Origin of the sequence: Acidisphaera sp. S103 (genome assembly GCF_009765975.1) — a bacterium.
Lineage (GTDB): Bacteria > Pseudomonadota > Alphaproteobacteria > Acetobacterales > Acetobacteraceae > Rhodopila.
Genome location: NZ_LMUJ01000051.1, coordinates 286,396 through 304,279, shown reverse-complemented (window position 1 = coordinate 304,279; position 17,884 = coordinate 286,396). Strand labels below are relative to the sequence as shown.

General features: G+C 61.1%; 22 protein-coding genes and 1 tRNA gene. 9 read left to right on the top strand and 14 right to left on the bottom strand.

The window, feature by feature from the left end:
- The first annotated feature begins 75 nt into the window (after positions 1-75).
- A complete protein-coding gene (locus GSQ89_RS15870) occupies positions 76-840 on the top strand; it encodes a TIGR00266 family protein (RefSeq protein WP_158926825.1) in 765 nt (254 codons plus the stop codon).
- Here GSQ89_RS15870 and GSQ89_RS15865 read toward each other — a convergent pair whose 3' ends face one another.
- From GSQ89_RS15865 to GSQ89_RS15850, 4 genes are all read right to left on the bottom strand, one after another.
- Complete coding sequence (locus tag GSQ89_RS15865) at positions 841-1,038, bottom strand: hypothetical protein (RefSeq protein WP_158926823.1); 198 nt, start codon at positions 1,036-1,038, stop codon at positions 841-843.
- Between the two features lie 61 nt (positions 1,039-1,099).
- A complete protein-coding gene (locus tag GSQ89_RS15860) occupies positions 1,100-1,306 on the bottom strand; it encodes a hypothetical protein (protein WP_158926821.1) in 207 nt (68 codons plus the stop codon).
- Positions 1,303-1,629 (bottom strand): hypothetical protein, encoded by a 327-nt coding sequence (locus GSQ89_RS15855; protein WP_158926819.1) that lies wholly within the window; start codon positions 1,627-1,629, stop codon positions 1,303-1,305. Before GSQ89_RS15855 ends, GSQ89_RS15860 begins: the two co-directional genes overlap by 4 nt.
- 349 nt (positions 1,630-1,978) lie before the next feature.
- Positions 1,979-2,227, bottom strand: a complete 249-nt coding sequence (locus GSQ89_RS15850) for a hypothetical protein (protein WP_158926817.1) — start codon at positions 2,225-2,227, stop codon at positions 1,979-1,981.
- 76 nt (positions 2,228-2,303) lie between these two features.
- On the opposite strand from GSQ89_RS15850, the gene GSQ89_RS15845 reads away from it, so the two are divergent.
- Entirely contained in the window at positions 2,304-3,110 is an 807-nt protein-coding gene (locus tag GSQ89_RS15845) for a transglutaminase family protein (protein WP_158926815.1), read from the top strand.
- Positions 3,111-3,421: 311 nt separating this feature from the next.
- On the opposite strand, the gene GSQ89_RS15840 is transcribed toward GSQ89_RS15845, so the two are convergent.
- A complete protein-coding gene (locus tag GSQ89_RS15840; RefSeq protein ID WP_158926813.1) occupies positions 3,422-3,613 on the bottom strand; it encodes a hypothetical protein in 192 nt (63 codons plus the stop codon).
- Between the two features lie 58 nt (positions 3,614-3,671).
- Complete coding sequence (groL, locus tag GSQ89_RS15835) at positions 3,672-5,273, bottom strand: chaperonin GroEL (RefSeq protein ID WP_158926811.1); 1,602 nt, start codon at positions 5,271-5,273, stop codon at positions 3,672-3,674.
- Positions 5,274-5,591: 318 nt separating this feature from the next.
- Between groL and GSQ89_RS15830 the strand changes: the two genes are divergently transcribed.
- The 4 genes from GSQ89_RS15830 (at position 5,592) to GSQ89_RS15820 (ending at position 7,237) form a co-directional block, all read left to right on the top strand.
- Entirely contained in the window at positions 5,592-6,263 is a 672-nt protein-coding gene (locus GSQ89_RS15830; protein WP_158926809.1) for a CarD family transcriptional regulator, read from the top strand.
- Positions 6,264-6,336: 73 nt separating this feature from the next.
- Positions 6,337-6,507, top strand: a complete 171-nt coding sequence (locus GSQ89_RS38265; RefSeq protein ID WP_174254877.1) for a hypothetical protein — start codon at positions 6,337-6,339, stop codon at positions 6,505-6,507.
- Positions 6,508-6,537: 30 nt separating this feature from the next.
- A complete protein-coding gene (locus GSQ89_RS15825; RefSeq protein WP_158926807.1) occupies positions 6,538-6,759 on the top strand; it encodes a hypothetical protein in 222 nt (73 codons plus the stop codon).
- Positions 6,760-6,811: 52 nt separating this feature from the next.
- Positions 6,812-7,237 (top strand): VOC family protein, encoded by a 426-nt coding sequence (locus GSQ89_RS15820; protein ID WP_158926805.1) that lies wholly within the window; start codon positions 6,812-6,814, stop codon positions 7,235-7,237.
- A 13-nt stretch (positions 7,238-7,250) separates the two neighbouring features.
- Here GSQ89_RS15820 and GSQ89_RS15815 read toward each other — a convergent pair whose 3' ends face one another.
- Complete coding sequence (locus GSQ89_RS15815) at positions 7,251-8,696, bottom strand: MmgE/PrpD family protein (RefSeq protein ID WP_158926803.1); 1,446 nt, start codon at positions 8,694-8,696, stop codon at positions 7,251-7,253.
- A 254-nt stretch (positions 8,697-8,950) separates the two neighbouring features.
- Here GSQ89_RS15815 and GSQ89_RS15810 point away from each other — a divergent pair, with 254 nt between their 5' ends.
- Complete coding sequence (locus GSQ89_RS15810; protein WP_158926801.1) at positions 8,951-9,172, top strand: hypothetical protein; 222 nt, start codon at positions 8,951-8,953, stop codon at positions 9,170-9,172.
- Between the two features lie 98 nt (positions 9,173-9,270).
- On the opposite strand, the gene rnhA is transcribed toward GSQ89_RS15810, so the two are convergent.
- The 6 genes from rnhA to GSQ89_RS15780 form a co-directional block, all read right to left on the bottom strand.
- On the bottom strand, positions 9,271-9,759 hold the full coding sequence (gene rnhA / locus GSQ89_RS15805) for a ribonuclease HI (RefSeq protein ID WP_371734254.1): 489 nt from the start codon (positions 9,757-9,759) through the stop codon (positions 9,271-9,273).
- Complete coding sequence (locus GSQ89_RS15800) at positions 9,749-10,708, bottom strand: homoserine kinase (RefSeq protein ID WP_158926797.1); 960 nt, start codon at positions 10,706-10,708, stop codon at positions 9,749-9,751. Before GSQ89_RS15800 ends, rnhA begins: the two co-directional genes overlap by 11 nt.
- Before the next feature lie 13 nt (positions 10,709-10,721).
- Positions 10,722-11,027 (bottom strand): ETC complex I subunit, encoded by a 306-nt coding sequence (locus GSQ89_RS15795; protein WP_158926795.1) that lies wholly within the window; start codon positions 11,025-11,027, stop codon positions 10,722-10,724.
- A 57-nt stretch (positions 11,028-11,084) separates the two neighbouring features.
- A tRNA-Pro gene (locus GSQ89_RS15790) sits at positions 11,085-11,161 on the bottom strand.
- Between the two features lie 74 nt (positions 11,162-11,235).
- Positions 11,236-11,715, bottom strand: a complete 480-nt coding sequence (locus tag GSQ89_RS15785; protein ID WP_158926793.1) for a DUF192 domain-containing protein — start codon at positions 11,713-11,715, stop codon at positions 11,236-11,238.
- Between the two features lie 79 nt (positions 11,716-11,794).
- Positions 11,795-12,706 carry an ion channel gene (locus tag GSQ89_RS15780; RefSeq protein WP_158926791.1) on the bottom strand — a complete coding sequence of 304 codons (912 nt, stop codon included), beginning with the start codon at positions 12,704-12,706 and terminating at the stop codon, positions 11,795-11,797.
- Between the two features lie 138 nt (positions 12,707-12,844).
- On the opposite strand from GSQ89_RS15780, the gene GSQ89_RS15775 reads away from it, so the two are divergent.
- Positions 12,845-13,906, top strand: coding sequence for an ABC transporter ATP-binding protein (locus GSQ89_RS15775; RefSeq protein WP_158926789.1), 1,062 nt, complete (start codon positions 12,845-12,847; stop codon positions 13,904-13,906).
- Positions 13,907-14,083: 177 nt separating this feature from the next.
- Here the strand turns inward: GSQ89_RS15775 and GSQ89_RS15770 are convergent.
- A protein-coding gene (locus tag GSQ89_RS15770) for an IS5 family transposase (RefSeq protein ID WP_158926787.1) occupies positions 14,084-14,874 on the bottom strand; the annotation gives its coding sequence in 2 pieces (ribosomal slippage) (positions 14,084-14,601 and positions 14,601-14,874; 792 coding nt in all).
- Between the two features lie 519 nt (positions 14,875-15,393).
- On the opposite strand from GSQ89_RS15770, the gene GSQ89_RS15765 reads away from it, so the two are divergent.
- Positions 15,394-17,862 carry an NACHT domain-containing NTPase gene (locus GSQ89_RS15765; protein WP_158926785.1) on the top strand — a complete coding sequence of 823 codons (2,469 nt, stop codon included), beginning with the start codon at positions 15,394-15,396 and terminating at the stop codon, positions 17,860-17,862.
- The last annotated feature ends 22 nt before the right edge of the window (positions 17,863-17,884 follow it).

Sequence of the window (17,884 nt, the reverse complement as noted above, 5' to 3'; positions counted from 1 at the left end):
CGTGCCTTGACAGGTCCATGTCCGAATCGGCATCGGTCGATGCAGGATTTGGATCGAATGATGGGGGCAAGGAGGATGCAATACACGATAACCGGCACGCTGATGCAGACCGTCGCGGTCGATCTGATGCCGGGTGAGGTCGTCTACAGCCAGACCAACTGCATGTGCTGGATGAACGATGCCGTCGAGATGAACACCAACACCGGCGGCGGTTTTTTCGCCGGGCTGGCGCGCAGCTTCGGCGGCGGCAGCTTTTTCATCACCGAGTTCACCGCGCGCGGCAACGGTCATGTCGCGTTCGCGCCGCGGTTTCCCGGCACGATCATGCCGGTCACGCTGGCGCCCGGTCAGTCGCTGATCTGCCGCAAAGAGACGTTCCTGGTCGCCGAACGGTCGGTGAGCCTGGAAATCGCCTGGCAGAAGCGCCTGGGCGCGGGATTTTTCGGCGGCGAGGGGTTTATCCTGCAGAAGGTCACGGGGCCGGGGACGGTGTTCCTCGACCTGTCGGGTGAGGTGGTGGAGCGTGACCTCGCCCCTGGCGAGCGGCTGTTGGTCCATGCCGGCCATGTCGGGGTGATGGCGCAGACCGTCGGGTTCGACATCCAGATGGTCCGCGGTTTCCGGAATGTGCTGTTCGGTGGGGAGGGGCTGTTCCTGGCGACGTTGACCGGACCCGGCCACATTGCCTTGCAGAGCATGCCGATCCTGAACCTGGCGGAGGAGATCGGCCGTTACCTGCCCGGCCGGACCGAGACGACGACCGGCAGTGGGGTGGCGGCGGTGGGTGTCGGCGGCCTGCTGGGTGGACTGTTCGGCGGTTCGGGTGGCAACAATACCTGACTATACCGCGCGCCACGGGCGGGCCGCCGGCGGCCCAAACGAATCGGAGCGCAGGCGTTCATCCTGGGCGATCCACCCCTTGGCCGCGGCCTCCGTGGCAAAGCCGGCCGCGGTTTGTGGCAGCGCGCCGAAGCGTTTGATTTCGACGGCGAAGCTGTCGTCCTCGCGCCGGACAATCCGATAGGTCGTGTCGGCCATTACTCACCATCCCATGGCGACCGCGCATTTGCACGTGACGTTTGGGAAACGGTGCCCCGCGTCATGGGTCGAGGCGCGTCGCCGTCGCATCCTCGGCCTTGGAGACCATCGCCGCGGCGCGCTGCACGGTGATGTCCTTCAGGATATGCACCCCGCCCGAACTGGTCGCCAGCTTGACCGAACCTTGTTCGTCATAGATCGCCACGATATGGCGAAGCTGCACCGTCACGAGGCCGCCGGTGGCGGCTTCGAAGGTGACCCAGCTCACCTGGCGCCGCGGGAGATCATCAGCTTGATGTAGTCCTGCCGGCTGGTGCCGTCATAGGACATGCCGAACGGCTTCTTTTCAGTCGTCGCGGACCTGACCTCCGGGGTTACGGGCTTGGCCCGCTTCATGCGCGCGGTGGTGGGCGGCACGATGGAGCGGGTCACGGCGACGCTGAGTTCGGTGGCACCACGCGCCGATCCGTCCGCGCGGCCTTCACGCCAGGATGCGACGTCTTTTTGCAACTGGTCCTTCATCGCGTCGGCCGCGTTATCCACCGGCTCGGCGTCGGGTTGCATCGGGTCGTCGGTGGGCACTGCACTCATGCGTATCTTCCTTTTGGTGAGCGATCGCTTCGGTCGCAACGAACCCGAGGCGGTTGCCGCGAGCACTGGGTCGATCTGTGGATGGTCGGGTCAGGCCAGGCTGACGACAGATCCTGTCCACGACAGGCGGGCGAAGGAAATCCCACGCGAATTGAGCCTCCATTTGCGCATGATCGCGCGGAAATGCAAGGCCGGCGCCGCAATCGGCTGGCGGGACGGCCGATAAGGCTGTAAGGATCGTGCGGTCGAAATGGCGGTTACAAGCCGGCAGACTTCGCCCAAATGGCGGTCGCGTCCGGCGGAATGCCAAAAAAGCGAGATTTATGCGGCCAATAAATGATCCGCCGTTTCACGCTTCTTCAAATGATGACGGCAAACGTCCCGCCTTGAATATGATCGTCGGCTCGTCGTCGTAATCACCCAGTTCCGCGTCGCCCGAGGTCGAGAATGCGACGACTCCGGCCCGGGTCGGCACCAGATTCTCGGCCCGCTGGCGCGCGATTTCGGGAGATCGGCAGCGGACGGGCGTATCGGCGGTCAACCGCATGCCTTTGCCGGCGGTGAATGCCTGCACGAGATAGAGGGTTTCACGCGCCATGGAGCCGTTTTCCTAACCTGAGATGCCTGGTTTTGGGACCATGCCCGATCAGCTACCATTCGAAACAAGGATCAACATGCAAATCCGTGTCGGCTACGAAATCGTTTACGACTGCGTCCAACCCACGCCAATGGTGCTGATGCTGCACGTCCATCATTCCCGAGTCGCCGATATCGTGGTCCCGGATCATCTGGTGACAGAACCGGCGGTACCAGTCCATGCCTATCACGATTCGTTTGGTAACTGGTGCTCGCGCCTTGTGGTGCCGGCGGGGCGGACGCGGATCGCCAGCACCGCCGTGGTCAACGATGCCGGCCTGCCGGATCCGATCGTGGCGTCGGCGCGGCAGCATGCGGTGCAGGACCTGCCGGATGAGGCGATGGTATTCCTGCTGGGCAGCCGGTACTGCGAGACCGACCGGTTGTCGGAAACGGCGTGGGCGATGTTCGGGCAGGGGCCGACGGGTTGGGCTCGGGTGCAGGCGATCTGCGATTTCGTTCACAACCATATCACCTTCGACTACATGGCCGCCCGGTCCACCAAGACGGCCTGGGAGGTGTTCAATGAGAAGCGCGGGGTATGCCGTGATTTTGCGCATCTGGGCGTGGCGTTGTGTCGGGCGATGAACATTCCGGCACGGTATTGCACGGGGTATTTGAGCGATATCGGGGTGCCTCCGCCACATTCGCTGATGGATTTCGCCGGGTGGTTCGAGGCTTATCTGGATGGGGCGTGGCATACGTTCGATCCGCGCAACAACAAGCCGCTGTATGGACGGGTGTTGATCGCCCGGGGGCGGGATGCGGTGGATGTGCCGATCAGCAACGCGTTCGGGCCGAACACGCTGGTCAGTTTCAAGGTCGTGACGGATGAGGTGGAGTAGGGGCTGCCCTTGATTGCGGGCTGGATGTCGGTGGGGTCGATGGTGCCGCGATAGGTGGAGAGGATGCCCTCGGCGGGTTGGGTTGGGTTCTGCCAGCGCGCCGCAACTGCATCGGGCGTCAGCCATCGGAAAACTTCTCCATTTTCTGAAGCGAGATCGCATTGAGATGTCGGCGTCGCCATGGACCGGTGAAGTCCAGGTCATCAGATCCATATCGTGGCGGATAGCCCGGACTGGCGCCGGGCTATGACGAGTCGCAGGGACGAATCGAGGGCGCCGAGGCCCGCCGAACGTTGTTGAGGCTGGTAGTCTTAGCGCTTGGGGGTGATTTTCGCTTCGGCGGCTTCTTCCGTCACTTCGGCGGAGATTTTGGCCAGTGCGCTTTCCAGGCCCGCGGGCGTGGTGGTGGACAGTTCCAGGGCGGCGCGGCGCAGCGCTTCGCGGCGGATCAGGCGAGATGTGAACGTATCGAATGCGGGATCGGGCGCATTGGCGTCGGTCATCGCGATTTCCTGGGGCATCCACCGCGCCTGACGCAAGGCGCGGTGGATGTTTCAGCGATCAGGCGGCTTCGGCGGGCGGTTCGACGTGGTCGCCGACCATCGCCTCGGTGGTGATCATCAGGCCACCGATGGACGCCGCGTTCAGCAGCGCGCAGCGCACGACTTTGGTCGGATCGATGATACCAGCCTTGACGAGGTCCTTGAACTCGCCGGTCTGGGCATCGAAGCCGTAGTTGTACTCGTCCTTTTCCAGCGTCTTGCCGGAAATGACGGCACCGTCCTCACCGCCGTTGGCGGCGATCTGGCGCAGCGGGGTCAGGGCCGCCTTGCGGACGATCTCGATGCCGACGCGCTGATCCTCGTTGGTCGCCTTCAGCTTCAGCAGGACCTGCGAGGCGCGCGCCAGGGCGACACCGCCGCCGGGGACGATACCTTCCTCAACCGCGGCGCGGGTGGCGTGCAGGGCGTCATCGACGCGATCCTTACGCTCCTTCACTTCGGTTTCGGACGATCCGCCGACGCGGATGATGGCGACGCCACCGGCCAGCTTGGCGAGACGTTCCTGCAGCTTCTCCTTGTCGTAGTCCGAGGTGGTTTCCTCGATCTGCGCGCGGATCTGCCCGCAACGGGCCTGGATGTCGGCCTTCTTGCCGGCACCTTCGACGACCGTGGTGTTTTCCTTGTCGATCAGCACCCGCTTGGCGGTGCCGAGCATGGCAAGGGTGACGTTTTCCAGCTTGATGCCGAGGTCTTCGCTGATCACTTCGCCCTTGGTCAGGACGGCGAGATCCTCCAGCATCGCCTTGCGGCGGTCACCGAAGCCGGGAGCCTTGACGGCGGCGACCTTCAGGCCACCACGCAGCTTGTTCACAACCAAAGTGGCAAGGGCTTCGCCCTCGACGTCCTCGGCGATGATCAGCAGCGGACGCCCGGATTGGGCGACGGCTTCCAGCACCGGCAGGATGGACTGCAGGCTGGACAGCTTCTTCTCGTTGAGCAGGATGTAGGGGTTTTCCAGCTCGACCGTCATTTTCTCGGCGTTGGTGATGAAGTACGGCGACATATAGCCGCGGTCGAACTTCATGCCCTCGACGACGTCCAGTTCCGTCAGCGCGGTCTTGGCTTCCTCGACGGTGATCACACCCTCGTTGCCGACCTTCTGCATCGCTTCGGCGATCATCTTGCCGATTTCGACTTCGCCGTTGGCGGAGATGGTGCCGACCTGGGCGGTTTCCGCCTGGGTGGTGATCTTCTTGGAGCGCTTCTTAAGCTCCTCGATCAGCACAGTGACCGCCTTGTCGATACCGCGCTTGAGGTCCATCGGGTTCATGCCGGCGGACACCGACTTCGACCCTTCACGGACGATCGCCTGCGCCAGCACGATGGCCGTGGTGGTGCCGTCACCGGCCTGGTCGGCGGTCTTGGAGGCGACTTCGCGCACAAGCTGGGCGCCCATGTTCTCGAACTTGTCGGCAAGCTCGATTTCCTTGGCGACCGAGACACCGTCCTTGGTGATGCGCGGAGACCCATAGCTTTTATCGAGCAGCACGTTGCGTCCCTTGGGACCCAGCGTGACTTTCACGGCCTCGGCGAGTGTATCCACACCGCGCGTCATGCGCTGGCGGGCATCGCCACCGAACCGAACGTCCTTGGCAGGCATTTGCGTATCCTTCCCGAAAATCGAATGCGTAGCCGGCTGTCACCGGCGAGCGCCGATAACGAAGTTTCGTCGTAGCCAGACAGGGGTCCCACAGGGGGCTGAATTGGCATGCACGACAAAATATGTTTCGCCGGTCGGGAGGTGTTAGCACTCTTCCTATGAGAGTGCCAGGGGTAAGATTCGAAGCCTGGCTGCCCCTGTCGATCCAAGATGAATAATTTCCCCGGGGGCTTGCGCGGGGAGAATGCCCCGAATGAAGTCGGTGTATCTCGGGCGAAAAGTCCTATATAAGACGTGGACTTTAGGCGGGTGGATAAATTGGCGGCAGCAGAAATCACGAAGGCCATGGTATCGGCGGCATACGGTGCGACGGCGGCGCAGCCGAAGCAGCAGGATGACGATCCGTTCCGGAAGGGCGACTTTGTCGTCTATCCGACGCACGGCGTGGGCAAGATCGACAAGATCGGGTCGGAGGAGATTGGCGGCCACAAGCTGGACCTGATCTATATCTCCTTCGATGAAAACAAGATGACGTTGCGGGTTCCCGTCGCGCAGGCTCGGGTGACCGGTCTGCGCAAATTGGCGACTCCCGAGGCGATGGCGCAGGCGATGACGATCCTGGCCGGGCGCCCCAAGGTCAGCCGGTTGATGTGGGCGAAGCGCGCGCAGGAATTCCAGGCGAAGATCAACTCCGGCGATCTGAAGATGGTCGCCGAAGTGTGCCGCGACCTGCAAAGCGCGGCCAACGGATCCGCCCCCAGTTACAGCCAGCGCAACCTGTTCGAACTGGCGATCGACCGCCTCGCCGGGGAGTTTGCCGGGGTGGTGGGAACCGACAAGGCGGACGCGATCGTCAAGCTGACGCAGAAACTGGTCGATGGGCGGACGGCTGACACGGCCAGGTCCGATCAGCGGGCCGATCGGGTTCGGGAAGAGGCCGAGGCGAAATCATCTGAACCCGCGGTATCGCTGGCGGACGCGCCCGTATAAAAGCGGCTTATAGGGACGCACCCCGGTAACCGCTTCGTCCGGAAGCACGCCGAGGGGGATGCAAGAGGGTGTCATGGTATTCAAGCCGAACTACAATCAGCAGCGGGCCGAACGAGATCGCGCGAAGCAGGCGAAGAAGGAAGCGAAGCTGCGCGAGCGGGAGGATGCCGCTCTGGCGCGACGCAAGGCCGAGCTGGATGGAACTGCACCGCCGCAGGAGTCCGAGGAAACGAGCGGGTCGTGACCGGGGACGCCTTGGGACGGGATTGATGCGATGGCGATGAAACGACGCAATGAGAGCACGTTCGTGCTGTTCGATGTGACCTATGTCGATGGGACGGTTACCTCCAACCGCAAGGTGCTCGGGTCTATGCTGGGCGGCCTGGATGGCGATGAACCGGCCAAGGCGGCGATCGAGGCGCAGGACCGGGAGATCGGGCTGGCATCCGGCCGGCCGCGGGGTGTGATCAAGTCGGTGGCGCGGAAGCGGGTCTAATCCAGCTTTCGTCCCGGACCCATACGATCCGGCGGCAAGGGAGGTTGGGTTCATGCAGCGAACGACACCGCGGGTCAGCCAGATCCTGGAGAGTTCGCTCTATGTGGACGATCTGGAGCGGTCGCGCGGGTTTTACGAGCGGATGTTCGGGTTCGTCACGGTTTTCCACGACGATCGCATGTGCGCGATGGAGGTTCCCGGCGAGCAGGTGCTGCTGCTGTTTCGCCACGGCATGACCGATCAGCCGGCGCCAGGGCCAGGCGGTGTCATTCCACCGCATCATGGGCGCGGGGCGCTGCATCTGGCGTTTGCGATCCCGTTCGGGGAGTTGACCGCGTGGGAGCGGCATCTGCTGGATCACGATGTCGCGGTGGAAAGCCGGATCGGCTGGCCTCGGGGCGGGACCAGCCTGTATTTCCGCGATCCGGACGGTCATTCGCTGGAGGTCGCGACCCCTGGGCTGTGGCCGAACCGGTAGGCACGAGACGGCGTTATGCCGCCGCCGCGGCGCGCGCGATATCGCCGGCGTCATCGCTACGCTCGACGTTCCAGCACAGGTCGATCAGATGCCGAGCCCGATCGTCGGGCAGGATACCGGCGACGAGATTGGTGAATTTCGCTTCAAGCTGCTGATTGGTCATCGGAACCTGGACGCTGCCGACCGCGTGGGTAATGAAACGATTCAGCACGCGCCCGTCCTTGAGCTTGATCGTGACCCGAGCCTGATCTTGCGCCAGGGATTTGCCTATTGTCGTTTCGACACGGTCACGCAATGCGACCGCCACCGGATCGGTCACCGCCGCGTCGCTGAACTGCGCTTCCCCGGCCTGTCCGGCGATGACCGCGATCGCCGCGGCGTAATAGACGCTGAACTTGCCTTCCAGCCCGGTTCGGGGATTCCGTTTCGACGTCAGTTCCAGCACGATCGGATGAACGGCCAGATCGATACGGTCGATCATGTCGGGGGTCAACTTATTTTCATTCCGCAATTGGATACAGCCGTCGATGACGGCATGCACGACCAGTCCACAGGCGAACGGTTTGTAGCTGTTGCGGAAAATCTCGTAGGTTTTGCCTAGATCTCCGGTGATCGCATCGTAGTGCTGCTCGGTGCTCAAGACGTTGGCCCAGCCGCGTTTTGCCTCGATCCCGTGCAGGGAACTGGTGTAACCCTTCTCCGCCAGCAGCGCCGCCAGCATGCCATTCTGCGCCGCTCGGCCTGGATGAAAGCTTTTTGTCATCGAACCGAACATCTCCCGCAGGCCAACGGGTTGTGTCGCGGCCAGACCGATGGCGTGGCACATCCGCGTTTGGTCAAGTCCCAGGATCTTGGCGGTGGCGACGGCGGCGCCGAAAACGCCGGCAGCACCCGTCGCATGCCATCCCACATCTTGCATCGCTGGCGTAACGGCTCGGGCGATGCGGCATTCCGCCTCGATGCCCAGCACCATCGCGTTGACGAAATCGTGGCCGCTGACCTTGCGATATTCCGCCATCGCCAGCAGCGCGGGGACGACGGGCGCGGATGGATGCACGGCGGTCAGCAGGTCGGTGTCGTCGAAATCGAACACGTGCGAACTGATACCATTCAGCAGCGCCGCGTTCATGATGTCCAGGCGTTCCTTGCGCCCGAACAGCCCGGCTTGCGGAGGACCGGCGAACGGCGTGACGGCGGCGAGCGCGATGTCGATGGTTTCATGGTGCGATCCGCCGACGGCGACACCCATCCAGTTCAGCAACGAACGGGCTGCTTCGGTGCGGGCGGCTTCGGGCAGGTCTTCGAACCGGGCGGAGACGATGAAGCGGGCGAGCGTGCCGGTGGCATCGGGTGGTGCCGGGCGGGGGGTGGGTTCGGCTGCGGGGGCAGGTTGAGGGACGCCGGCTGCGGCCGTGGTGCCGACGAGTGCGGTGTTGCGAATGAAAGAGCGCCGGTTCATGGCTGTCCTGTCCCGATTAATTTTGGCGGGAAGGGTGCGCCGTGCGACGTTATCGATCAAGCGCGCCGGGATCGTTGCCGCAACTCACGGGGGATGAAGCGGGCCGGTTTTGCCGGCTCCGCGTCAGGTCATAGGTGGTCGGATGGTGGTCAGTGATACCAGACGCCCGCCATCCACGCCCACTGGTGACCATCCCAGTTCCAGTGGCCGTCTCGCCAATGGTAGGACGCGCCCGGCGACCGAGGACGGACTTCGTGGCGCGGTGGCGGCATGTGCGGTCGCGCTTCTGCGACGTGTTCGACCGGATGCGGCGGGGCATGGTCGACAGCGTGCGGCTGATCATGGCTATGATCGATGGCGGGCACGTCCTTTCGTTCCTCGGGCGGCTGCTGCGCGAGAACGGCGCAAACCGGGATGAATGCGCCTGCCAAGCCGGCCGCGATGATTTTCCGTCGATCGATCATTGTAGCTCCTGAAACAGATATTCGCGCGCGGACAGTGGTTCGATATGCCGGGAACATCGAATCACGTCACCGGCATCATCAATCGGTCATGGATAAGACAGCGGATTCTGTTATTTGTCCGCGCCGAATGCGGCACGCCGAGCCTCGGTGGCGAGGCGGTCGGCGCGTTCGTTCATGTCGTTTCCGTCATGACCGCGGACCCATTTCCAGTCCACGCGATGGATCGCCGCCGCCGCGAGGATGCGCTTCCACAAATCGATGTTGGCCACGGGATCGCCGGCGGCGTTGCGCCAGTTCTTGCGCACCCAGCCGGTGCTCCAGCGGGTGATGCCGTTTTTCAGGTATTGGCTGTCAGTGTGTACCACCACGTGGCAGGGGCGTTTCAGCGATTCCAATGCCTCCGCCGCCGCGGTCAGTTCCATGCGGTTGTTGGTCGTTTCGGCCTCGGCACCGGACAGTTCTTTCACCACATTGCGGAATGTCAGGATGGCCGACCAGCCGCCGGGACCGGGATTGGGCTTGCAGCCGCCATCGGTCCAGATTTCCACGACGTTGTCGGGATCGGGCGGCAGCGAAACGACGATGTCATCAGAGGCCATAGGCTCGTCCATCCGTGGCCGAGAGGTGGAATCGCAGACGGCGCAGATATTCCAGCGGGTCCTTGCGGGTGACCATCGCGCCGGCGGGCGTGTTCAGCCAGTCGTACAGCCGGGTCAGCAGGAAGCGGATCGCCGCCCCCTGGCACAGCACGGGCAGGGCGGCTTGCTCCGCCGCCGACAGCGGCCGGACGGCCTGATACGCGGCCAGCAGTGCTTTGCTCTTGGTGACGTTGAAGGAGAAATCCGGCTCGAAGCACCAGGCGTTAAGGCATATGGCGATGTCGTAGGCCAGCAGGTCGGTGGCGGCGAAATAGAAGTCGATAACGCCGGACAGTTTCTCGTCCAGGAAGAAGACGTTGTCGGGGAACAGGTCGGCGTGGATGTGCCCCACGGGCAGCGACGACGGCCACGCGGCCAGGATGGTGCCCAGCGCCTGGTCCAACTGTTGGGCTAAACCAGACCGCACCTCATCCGCGCGGGCGCGGCAGCGGTCCAGCAGCGGCGTCCAGCTTGCCGGATCCAGCGCGTTGCGGCGCGTCGGGGCGTAATCTGCGCCGGCCAGGTGCAGTTGCGCCAAAGCGGTGCCGACCGGGCCGCAATGCGACTGCCGCACGCGCCTTGGCCACACGCCGGGCAGGAAGGTGGTGATCGCCGCGTGCTTGCCGCACAGATGCCGCAGCGCGGCGCCGTCACGGCCATGCACCGGTTGGGGGCAGACCAGGCCGCGTTGCGCCAGGTGCTCCATCAGCCCCAGGAACCAGGGCAGGTCGTTCGGATCGACCCGTTTTTCGTACAACGTCAGGATGAAGTCGCCGGTCGAGGTGCGGAGGGAGAAGTTGGAGTTCTCCACGCCCTCAGCGATGCCGCGGAAGGCGACCATGGTGCCGATGTCGTAGCCGGCGAGGAAGTCCGCCAGCGCGTCGTCGGTGACCTCGGTGTAGACGGCCATCAGCAGCAGCCGGTCAATGCGTCCAGTTCTCGGTTCGGCCGTATTTGAAGTTGTCGGCGTAGGCCTTGGGCTTGATGCGGCGGGCGTGCGGCAATTCGACCTCATACTGCAGGCCGGCGCGTTCGGCGTAGGCGATGGCTTCTTCCCGCGTGTCGAAGGACAGCTTCACCTGGGTCTGGGTGTCGCCGCCCCCGGTCCAGCCCATCAGTGGGTCGGCTGTGCGGCCGTGGGTGGGGACGAATTCCAGTGCCCAATCCTTCGTTTTGGCCCAGCCCGACTGCATGGCGGTCTTCGGCGGCTGGAAAATGCGGGCACGCATGGATGGCGTCTCCAGAAAAGCTAATTTGCGCATGTGATTCACGCGATCACATTCCAATGGTCGGGGCGGCGGGACTCGAACCCACGACCTCCTGTACCCAAAACAGGCGCGCTACCAGGCTGCGCCACGCCCCGACGGTTGGAATCCGCGGGACCCTATGGGCGGCGGCGTTCCGATGCAAGGATCAATCGTTCGGAACGGCCCCCGGTCAGGGTGCGTTGCCGAAAATCCGCTGCTTCACCGTGTCGCCGACGCGGATATCCAGCTTGGCGGTCACCCCGGCGGCCAGTTCCAGTGTGGCGCGCACCGGTCCGCGGCTGTCGATTACCGCCAGGCTGCGCGGCGTGGTGTCCTCGGCGATGGAGCGGATGGAGCCGTCGGCGTTGATGAACACCATGTCCAGCGACACCAGCGTGTTGCGCATCCACATCTGCGATTCCCTGGCGACGCCCCAGTCGAACAGCATGCCGCCGTCTTCCGGCACCTTGGGGCGGAACATCTCACCGACGGTCTGCTGGTCCTCGGTCAGCGCCATCTCCACGTTGAAGACGTGTTGCTTGCCGTCATGGGTGACGATGACCAGCTTTTCCTTCGGCAGTTCGGGCTGCGGTTTGGTCGGTTCCGGCGCCTGCGCCATCACGGCCAGGGACAGGGTCGCGGCGAGTGCCAGCAGAGTGCGCCGTTGCATGCGGATCGGGTCTCCTTGGTCGGTTGCGGTGCGGTGGAGCGGCTTGTAGCCGCCGTCGTTCGGGACGGCCAGACGGGGATCAGCTTCTCGGGGCGGCTTCGGCGCCGCCGTCCGGCTCCAGCAGGTGGATCCGGGTCAGGTCGGCGGTGGCTTTGCCGCCCTCATCCTGGGTGACCATGTCGCTGAAGCGCATGCCGAAGCGGATGCGTCCCACGGGGTAATCCTTCATGTCGTACACCTGGGCGGACAGCGCGTGGTCGCGGGCGTCGATCGTCAGGAACAGCCTGGCGTCGGCCGCCGCCAGCGTTTCGGCGTCATGGCCATGCAGCGGGCTGGCTTCGTCGATCACATGCATCAGCGTCCACGGCATGACAAACAGCGGCAAATACGACTGCTGCAGTTCCAGGTCGTGGATGCGGCGGAAGAACGCGCCCTCGGCCGAGTGCTCCACCAGCAGCACGAACAGCCGCGCGGTGGCGCCGCTCATGATGGTGACGCGGCCGTTGATGATGCGCAGCATCAGGGTTGGGCGGCCGTTGTGGCGGGTTACGACGGCGTGGCCGGCGGCGATGATCTTGGCCTTGGGGCGGGAGAAGCGGACGAACAGCAAACCGGTGAAGATGGCAGTGAACGCCATGCCGGTGACGATCTCCACGGCGGATACGATGTGGCCATACAGCGTGTCCGGCGACATCACCCCGTAGCCGACGGTGGCCAGGGTCTCGACGCTGAAGAAGAACACGCCGGCGAAGGATTGGCCCGGGACATTGGCGACGGCGCCGGGGCTGAGCACGTAGAGGAAGGCGAACAGCAGGTTGATCGCCAGCCAGCACGCCAGCATGGCGACCGCGAAGCCCGGCCAGGACAGGCTGACCGCCAGGTGATACGGGTCGCTGAGGTCGAAGCGCGCGATGCCCAGCTTCGACAGGCCGAATTCCGCCCGCCCTATGGCGATGGGCTTCGGCTGGCGGTGGGGTTTGCGATTCGGCATCGCGGCCAATCTAGCCATCGCCGGTGGGGACGTCACCTTGGGATGGGGGGCTTTGCGTGCCGGGTCGCCGCGTGCGAAGAAGCAGGCAGGAGAGCCGCCCGGTTCAATGCGCGGCCGCCGATCGGAGGAAAGACCAGCATGGCCAACGTGTCCATCCGCGATGTCCGCAAGCGCTACGGGTCCACCGAAGTGCTGCACGGCGTCAGCGTCGAGATCGAGGACGGGGAATTCGTCATCCTGGTCGGGCCATCCGGCTGCGGGAAATCGACTCTGCTGCGGATGATCGCGGGGCTGGAGAACATCACCGGCGGTGAGATCGCCATCGGCGAGCGGGTGGTCAACAACGTTGCCCCCAAGGAACGCGACATCGCCATGGTGTTCCAGAACTACGCCCTGTACCCGCACATGACGGTGCGCGACAACATGGCGTTCGCGCTTTCGTTGGCCAGCGCCCCGAAGGCGGTGATCGACCAGAAGGTAAACCGAGCGGCGGAGATTTTGAGCCTGGCGCCGTATCTGAACCGGTATCCGCGGCAGTTGTCCGGCGGGCAGCGGCAGCGCGTGGCGATGGGGCGGGCGATCGTGCGGGACCCTCAGGTGTTCCTGTTCGATGAGCCGCTGTCCAACCTGGATGCCAAGCTGCGCGTTGCCATGCGGGCGGAGATCAAGGAACTGCACCAGCGGCTGACCACCACCACGGTGTATGTCACGCACGACCAGATCGAGGCGATGACCATGGCCGACAAGATCGTGGTGATGAACGGCGGCAACGTGGAGCAGATCGGCGCGCCGCTGGAGTTGTACGACCACCCGGCGAATTTGTTCGTGGCCGGGTTCATCGGGTCTCCGGCGATGAACTTCCTGAAGGGCAAGGTGGATGGGGGCGCGTTCCGGTCGGAGGAGGGGACGGCGCTGCCGCTGCCCTCGACGCGGGGGGTGACCGACGGCAGCCCGATTATCTACGGCGTGCGGCCGGAACATTTCCAGTTGAACGGCGACGGGGTGGGGGCGCGGGTCAACGTGATCGAGCCGACCGGGTCGGAGACGCAGGTGATGGCGGAGTTCGCCGGCGCCCCGATCATCGCGGCGTTCCGCGAACGGGTGAGCGCCAAGCCGGGGGAGATGATCCACATCACGCCCGACCCGGCGATGGTGCATCTGTTCGATGCTCGGACGGGGCAGCGGATGGGGGCGGTTTAGGGGTGGCGAGGGTCAGGCGTCAGGGGTGATAGAACCGCCCAACTGAAGATGAATGGGGGGCGAACCAGTCTACACAGTAGGAACCGTAATGCGGGGTCCCGAATATCATAACCGGTGCCGTTAACGAGGAGCGCCATGGCCCCACGGCCCGGCACGCTTAGAGTCCGCCCGGAAAGTTCAAGCTGGATTGCATAGTTTTCTGAGCATCATCCGGATCGAGGCGAGCCGCAGGAAATTCAACGCGTTGCGGTCACGGTTCTCGAAATCCTTGGCGAGCCGGCGACAGCGGTTGAGCCATGCGAAGGTCCGCTCGACGATCCAACGTCTGGGCAATACCTCAAAGCCGTTGGCAGCATCTGAACGCTTGACGATTTCCACCGACAGCCGAGGCAGCACCTTCGCCAGTTCATTGCGGAACTGTGGCCCCTGATAGCCGCCATCGGCGAAGAGCTTCCGCAGGAACGGATAAAGGCCAAATAAGGTCGCCAGAACCAGCAGTCCACCGTCACGTTCTTGGACGTCGGCAGGGTGAACGACCGCATGCATCAGCAAGCCCTGGGTGTCGACCAGAATATGCCGCTTCTTGCCACTGATTTTCTTCCCCGCATCATACCCCTTGGGATCGATGCAGGCGGTTGGACTTGCGTCCCGGTCAATCTGTTCGCGGCATTTTTGATAGAGAACATAATGAATTTGCCTAAAGTCCCATCATAGTCCCAGCGCTGGAGGTAGTCGTGCAGGGTGCTGCGCGGCGGCAAATCCCGCGGAATGTAGCGCCACTGACAGCCTGTGCTCAGCACATACATGATGCCATTCAACACTTCCCGGACATCGACCTCGCGCCGTCGGCCGCCACGCTTGGCGGGCGGGATCAGACACTCTACCAGCGCCCATTCGTCGCTCGTCATATCACTCGGGTAGCGAAGCCGGTCCCGGTCATACCGATGACGGTTTTCGTTCGTCCACATCTGATACCTCGCGAATCGGTACCAGTCATCGAATCATGGGAGATTTAATAAGTTCAAGCCCCGTCAGCTAACCGGTTCTAATAACTCGAAAAGCTTCCGGACGGACACTGAAGGTATACGCCGGATACCATTCCTAGGGGCTAGCGTAACTGACCCAGATGTGCAACCATATCGTCGAACGCGATATATCGCGACCACAATTCTTATCGTTGATAAAGCGATAGTTTAGGGAGTGTAGAAGTGCTTGCCGATTTTTGGCCAACGTTCCTTGCTTCGTTCCGCGATGTGAAGTTGAACGAAGTGATCGTTGTCTTGGTACCAGGTGGCCTAGGATTAATTGCGCTTTGGTGAAAGGGGGGGTTTAGATGGTTGATACGAATTCTAAACAGACACTTCTCGATCCGGCGCTATCGACACGAGCTTCGTAAAGATATCTCTACTCTGGTCGTTATAGGGCGTAGAGAAGGATTCGATCTAGCGAAAGTTTACGTTCGTATTGGAATCATAGCATCAGACCTTATGGGAAAGGCAGGGTGGGAAAGTGCTGAATCTAGGCCGCGTCAATTTGTACTAGTCGGCGGTCCAGGGGCGGGTAAGTCGACTTACGTCAAGAACAGAGTTCTTGAAGCTTTACGTGACGGTGGCTCGAAAACGATGCCATTTTTTCTTCGGCTTAGGGAATATGAATCCAAAGCCACAATCGAGGAGTTACTGGCTAGAAAGCTCGAAGCGTTGGATATAAAGGATGCCAAGAGTCTTTTGATTGACAAACTACGCACCCCGTCTTGTCTATGTGTTCTCGATGGTCTCGATGAGGTCCGGCCTAACCTGTTGGAGGAAGCATGCGAAGCGATAGATACGTTCTATATGAGGTACTTCAAAGGACAGCATAGCAGTTTAATAGTTACTTGTAGAAAAGAAGCATACAGGCCTATTCTCTTATCTATTCCCGATATTTGGGAAGTTCTTCCACTAAAGGATGACCAAATACAGATGTTCGCTAGACACTGGCCTCTTCGTTACCCTACAAACAAGAGTGCTGGCGGTTTCTGGGCGGATTTGAATGCAAGTCCTAAAGTATTGGAGGTTTCTAGATCGCCACTTCTCTTAATTGGAAGTCTCTTATTGTATACTGAGTCCAATCTTGGTATCCCAGGCGAGCGAGTTCGTTATCTCGAAAAGATAAAGAAAACTCTTGTTGAAGATTGGGCTACTGCGCAAGGTCATGCCCCGGATGTTTGGCGACAATCGTACGGAGCTGTACTAGTGGAGATAGCGCTGCAAATGCAAATTCAGCAAAACGTAGAACTTGACCGAGACATTTGTATAGATTTTCTTACTGAGGTACTGCCACGCTATGGAATAGAGGCTCACAATGCTGCGGCCTTCGTCGATAATCTAGCGAGAAAGACCGGAATTTTAGTGCAGGATGTACCGGGCTTTGTCATTTTTGTGCAATTTGCGCTCCAAGAGTACTTTGCTTCCCTAAATCTCGTTAATAAATTCACGCCGGCGGAGGTAGCTCGTCTCGAGCCGCCCACTTGGTGGCGAGAATCGACGCTGCTCGCCGTCGCTCAAGTCTCAGACCCAACAGCTTATGTGCGAGCGCTTTTTGAAGTATCGCCAATGCTTGGAGCCGTAGCCGTAGCCGAGGCCCCAACTCCCTCTCTGGAATTGCAGGAAACTGCAGCGACTTTGGCGCTTCAGCAACTTGACTTGGATGACGAGACGTCTGTTCTTCCATTAGTATCGCTCCTCCGAAAGGTATCTGGTGGCATCGAAAGGAGAATTTGCGAAGAGTTGGGGAACCGGTTAGAGCTAGGGCAAAGCAGCATCGCAAATCTAGCCGGAAGGGTGCTTGCAACAGCGGGTACTGGGGTTGCGACAGAGACCCTTTCTCACTATCCCTTGTCGTGGAAATCCGTCCTGGACATGACGGGATATCTGAGTAGCACCTTCGAGAAACTTCTTCTTGAGTGGGTCTCGAATCCCGCACATACACACTGGTATGATGCTGCTGAACTTTTATCAAAGCGTCTAGACGATGACGCAACGCCACGCTTGATCAATATACTCGATAAACTCCCCAAAGATAGAGCCGCCTTTTTAGCAAATCTTGTCTATGAGAGGATTTCTGAGAAGCTCTCATATAGAAATCCGCTCACTTGGTCGAATACGGTACATCTTGCTCGTTGCCTCACATTTATTAACGATGTGGAAAGACTTGCACGCACGCTTCAAAATTCCCTCACTGCAGAACGTTATGTAGATGACAATCAGGCCTTGCCGCTTGTGATGTTGGGAATCGCAGATAAATATGGGCCGCATAGTACCAATCTTGATGGAAAAGTACTGGGATTAGTTTACGACGCCATCTCGAGCTCATTGTCTATTAGCTCTCATACGCTTCTCGCGTTGTCTTGCCTACCGATCCTCACATCCATGATAGGTTTGCCCGTCAAATATGAACTGGGAGTTTTGATCATTGCTGTGCCGATATTGACAAACAAGACTCGATTCCGCTTACCATGGCAACGGGCCTATTTTTTCCATCAAAACGTGTTGTTGAACTTCGCCCTATTCGTTGTTGGAGCGCTTACAGTATATCCATCGCCGTCCGCTCTCTTATCGAATTCACTGTCACCCGATTCGCCAATGAATTTTGCTCTGGCCGCGTCAATAGTTATTCTTTCTTTGCTCGTAAATGCAGATGCACGCACTTCCATGTGGGAAATGCAATCACTCCCGAATTGGGGATTTGGAACATGCCCGATTGTATATTATGTGATTTGCACGACTTGGCTAGCGCTGCTTGTGGTCGGGTTAATCATATCCTTATATTCACCATTCTCTTCGTATTCGCGTGCTGCAGAACTGGCCACTGGCGGCCTTCTGATTTACACGACGCTGCAACTCATGCTCATGGCTCGCGGTCGGTCGGAATGCTCTGGATATAGAGGCATTAAGCGAAGCGTAGCTTCAAATTGATTCATGATCAACGCGGTGATTT

Coding starts and splice junctions, on each gene's coding strand:
- GSQ89_RS15870 (WP_158926825.1), top strand. CDS start 76: ATGCAATACACGATAACCGGCACGCTGATGCAGACCGTCGCGGTCGAT.
- GSQ89_RS15865 (WP_158926823.1), bottom strand. CDS start 1,038: ATGGCCGACACGACCTATCGGATTGTCCGGCGCGAGGACGACAGCTTC.
- GSQ89_RS15855 (WP_158926819.1), bottom strand. CDS start 1,629: ATGAGTGCAGTGCCCACCGACGACCCGATGCAACCCGACGCCGAGCCG.
- GSQ89_RS15850 (WP_158926817.1), bottom strand. CDS start 2,227: ATGGCGCGTGAAACCCTCTATCTCGTGCAGGCATTCACCGCCGGCAAA.
- GSQ89_RS15845 (WP_158926815.1), top strand. CDS start 2,304: ATGCAAATCCGTGTCGGCTACGAAATCGTTTACGACTGCGTCCAACCC.
- GSQ89_RS15840 (WP_158926813.1), bottom strand. CDS start 3,613: ATGACCGACGCCAATGCGCCCGATCCCGCATTCGATACGTTCACATCT.
- groL (WP_158926811.1), bottom strand. CDS start 5,273: ATGCCTGCCAAGGACGTTCGGTTCGGTGGCGATGCCCGCCAGCGCATG.
- GSQ89_RS38265 (WP_174254877.1), top strand. CDS start 6,337: ATGGTATTCAAGCCGAACTACAATCAGCAGCGGGCCGAACGAGATCGC.
- GSQ89_RS15825 (WP_158926807.1), top strand. CDS start 6,538: ATGGCGATGAAACGACGCAATGAGAGCACGTTCGTGCTGTTCGATGTG.
- GSQ89_RS15820 (WP_158926805.1), top strand. CDS start 6,812: ATGCAGCGAACGACACCGCGGGTCAGCCAGATCCTGGAGAGTTCGCTC.
- GSQ89_RS15815 (WP_158926803.1), bottom strand. CDS start 8,696: ATGAACCGGCGCTCTTTCATTCGCAACACCGCACTCGTCGGCACCACG.
- rnhA (WP_371734254.1), bottom strand. CDS start 9,759: ATGGCCTCTGATGACATCGTCGTTTCGCTGCCGCCCGATCCCGACAAC.
- GSQ89_RS15800 (WP_158926797.1), bottom strand. CDS start 10,708: ATGGCCGTCTACACCGAGGTCACCGACGACGCGCTGGCGGACTTCCTC.
- GSQ89_RS15795 (WP_158926795.1), bottom strand. CDS start 11,027: ATGCGTGCCCGCATTTTCCAGCCGCCGAAGACCGCCATGCAGTCGGGC.
- GSQ89_RS15785 (WP_158926793.1), bottom strand. CDS start 11,715: ATGCAACGGCGCACTCTGCTGGCACTCGCCGCGACCCTGTCCCTGGCC.
- GSQ89_RS15780 (WP_158926791.1), bottom strand. CDS start 12,706: ATGCCGAATCGCAAACCCCACCGCCAGCCGAAGCCCATCGCCATAGGG.
- GSQ89_RS15775 (WP_158926789.1), top strand. CDS start 12,845: ATGGCCAACGTGTCCATCCGCGATGTCCGCAAGCGCTACGGGTCCACC.
- GSQ89_RS15765 (WP_158926785.1), top strand. CDS start 15,394: ATGGGAAAGGCAGGGTGGGAAAGTGCTGAATCTAGGCCGCGTCAATTT.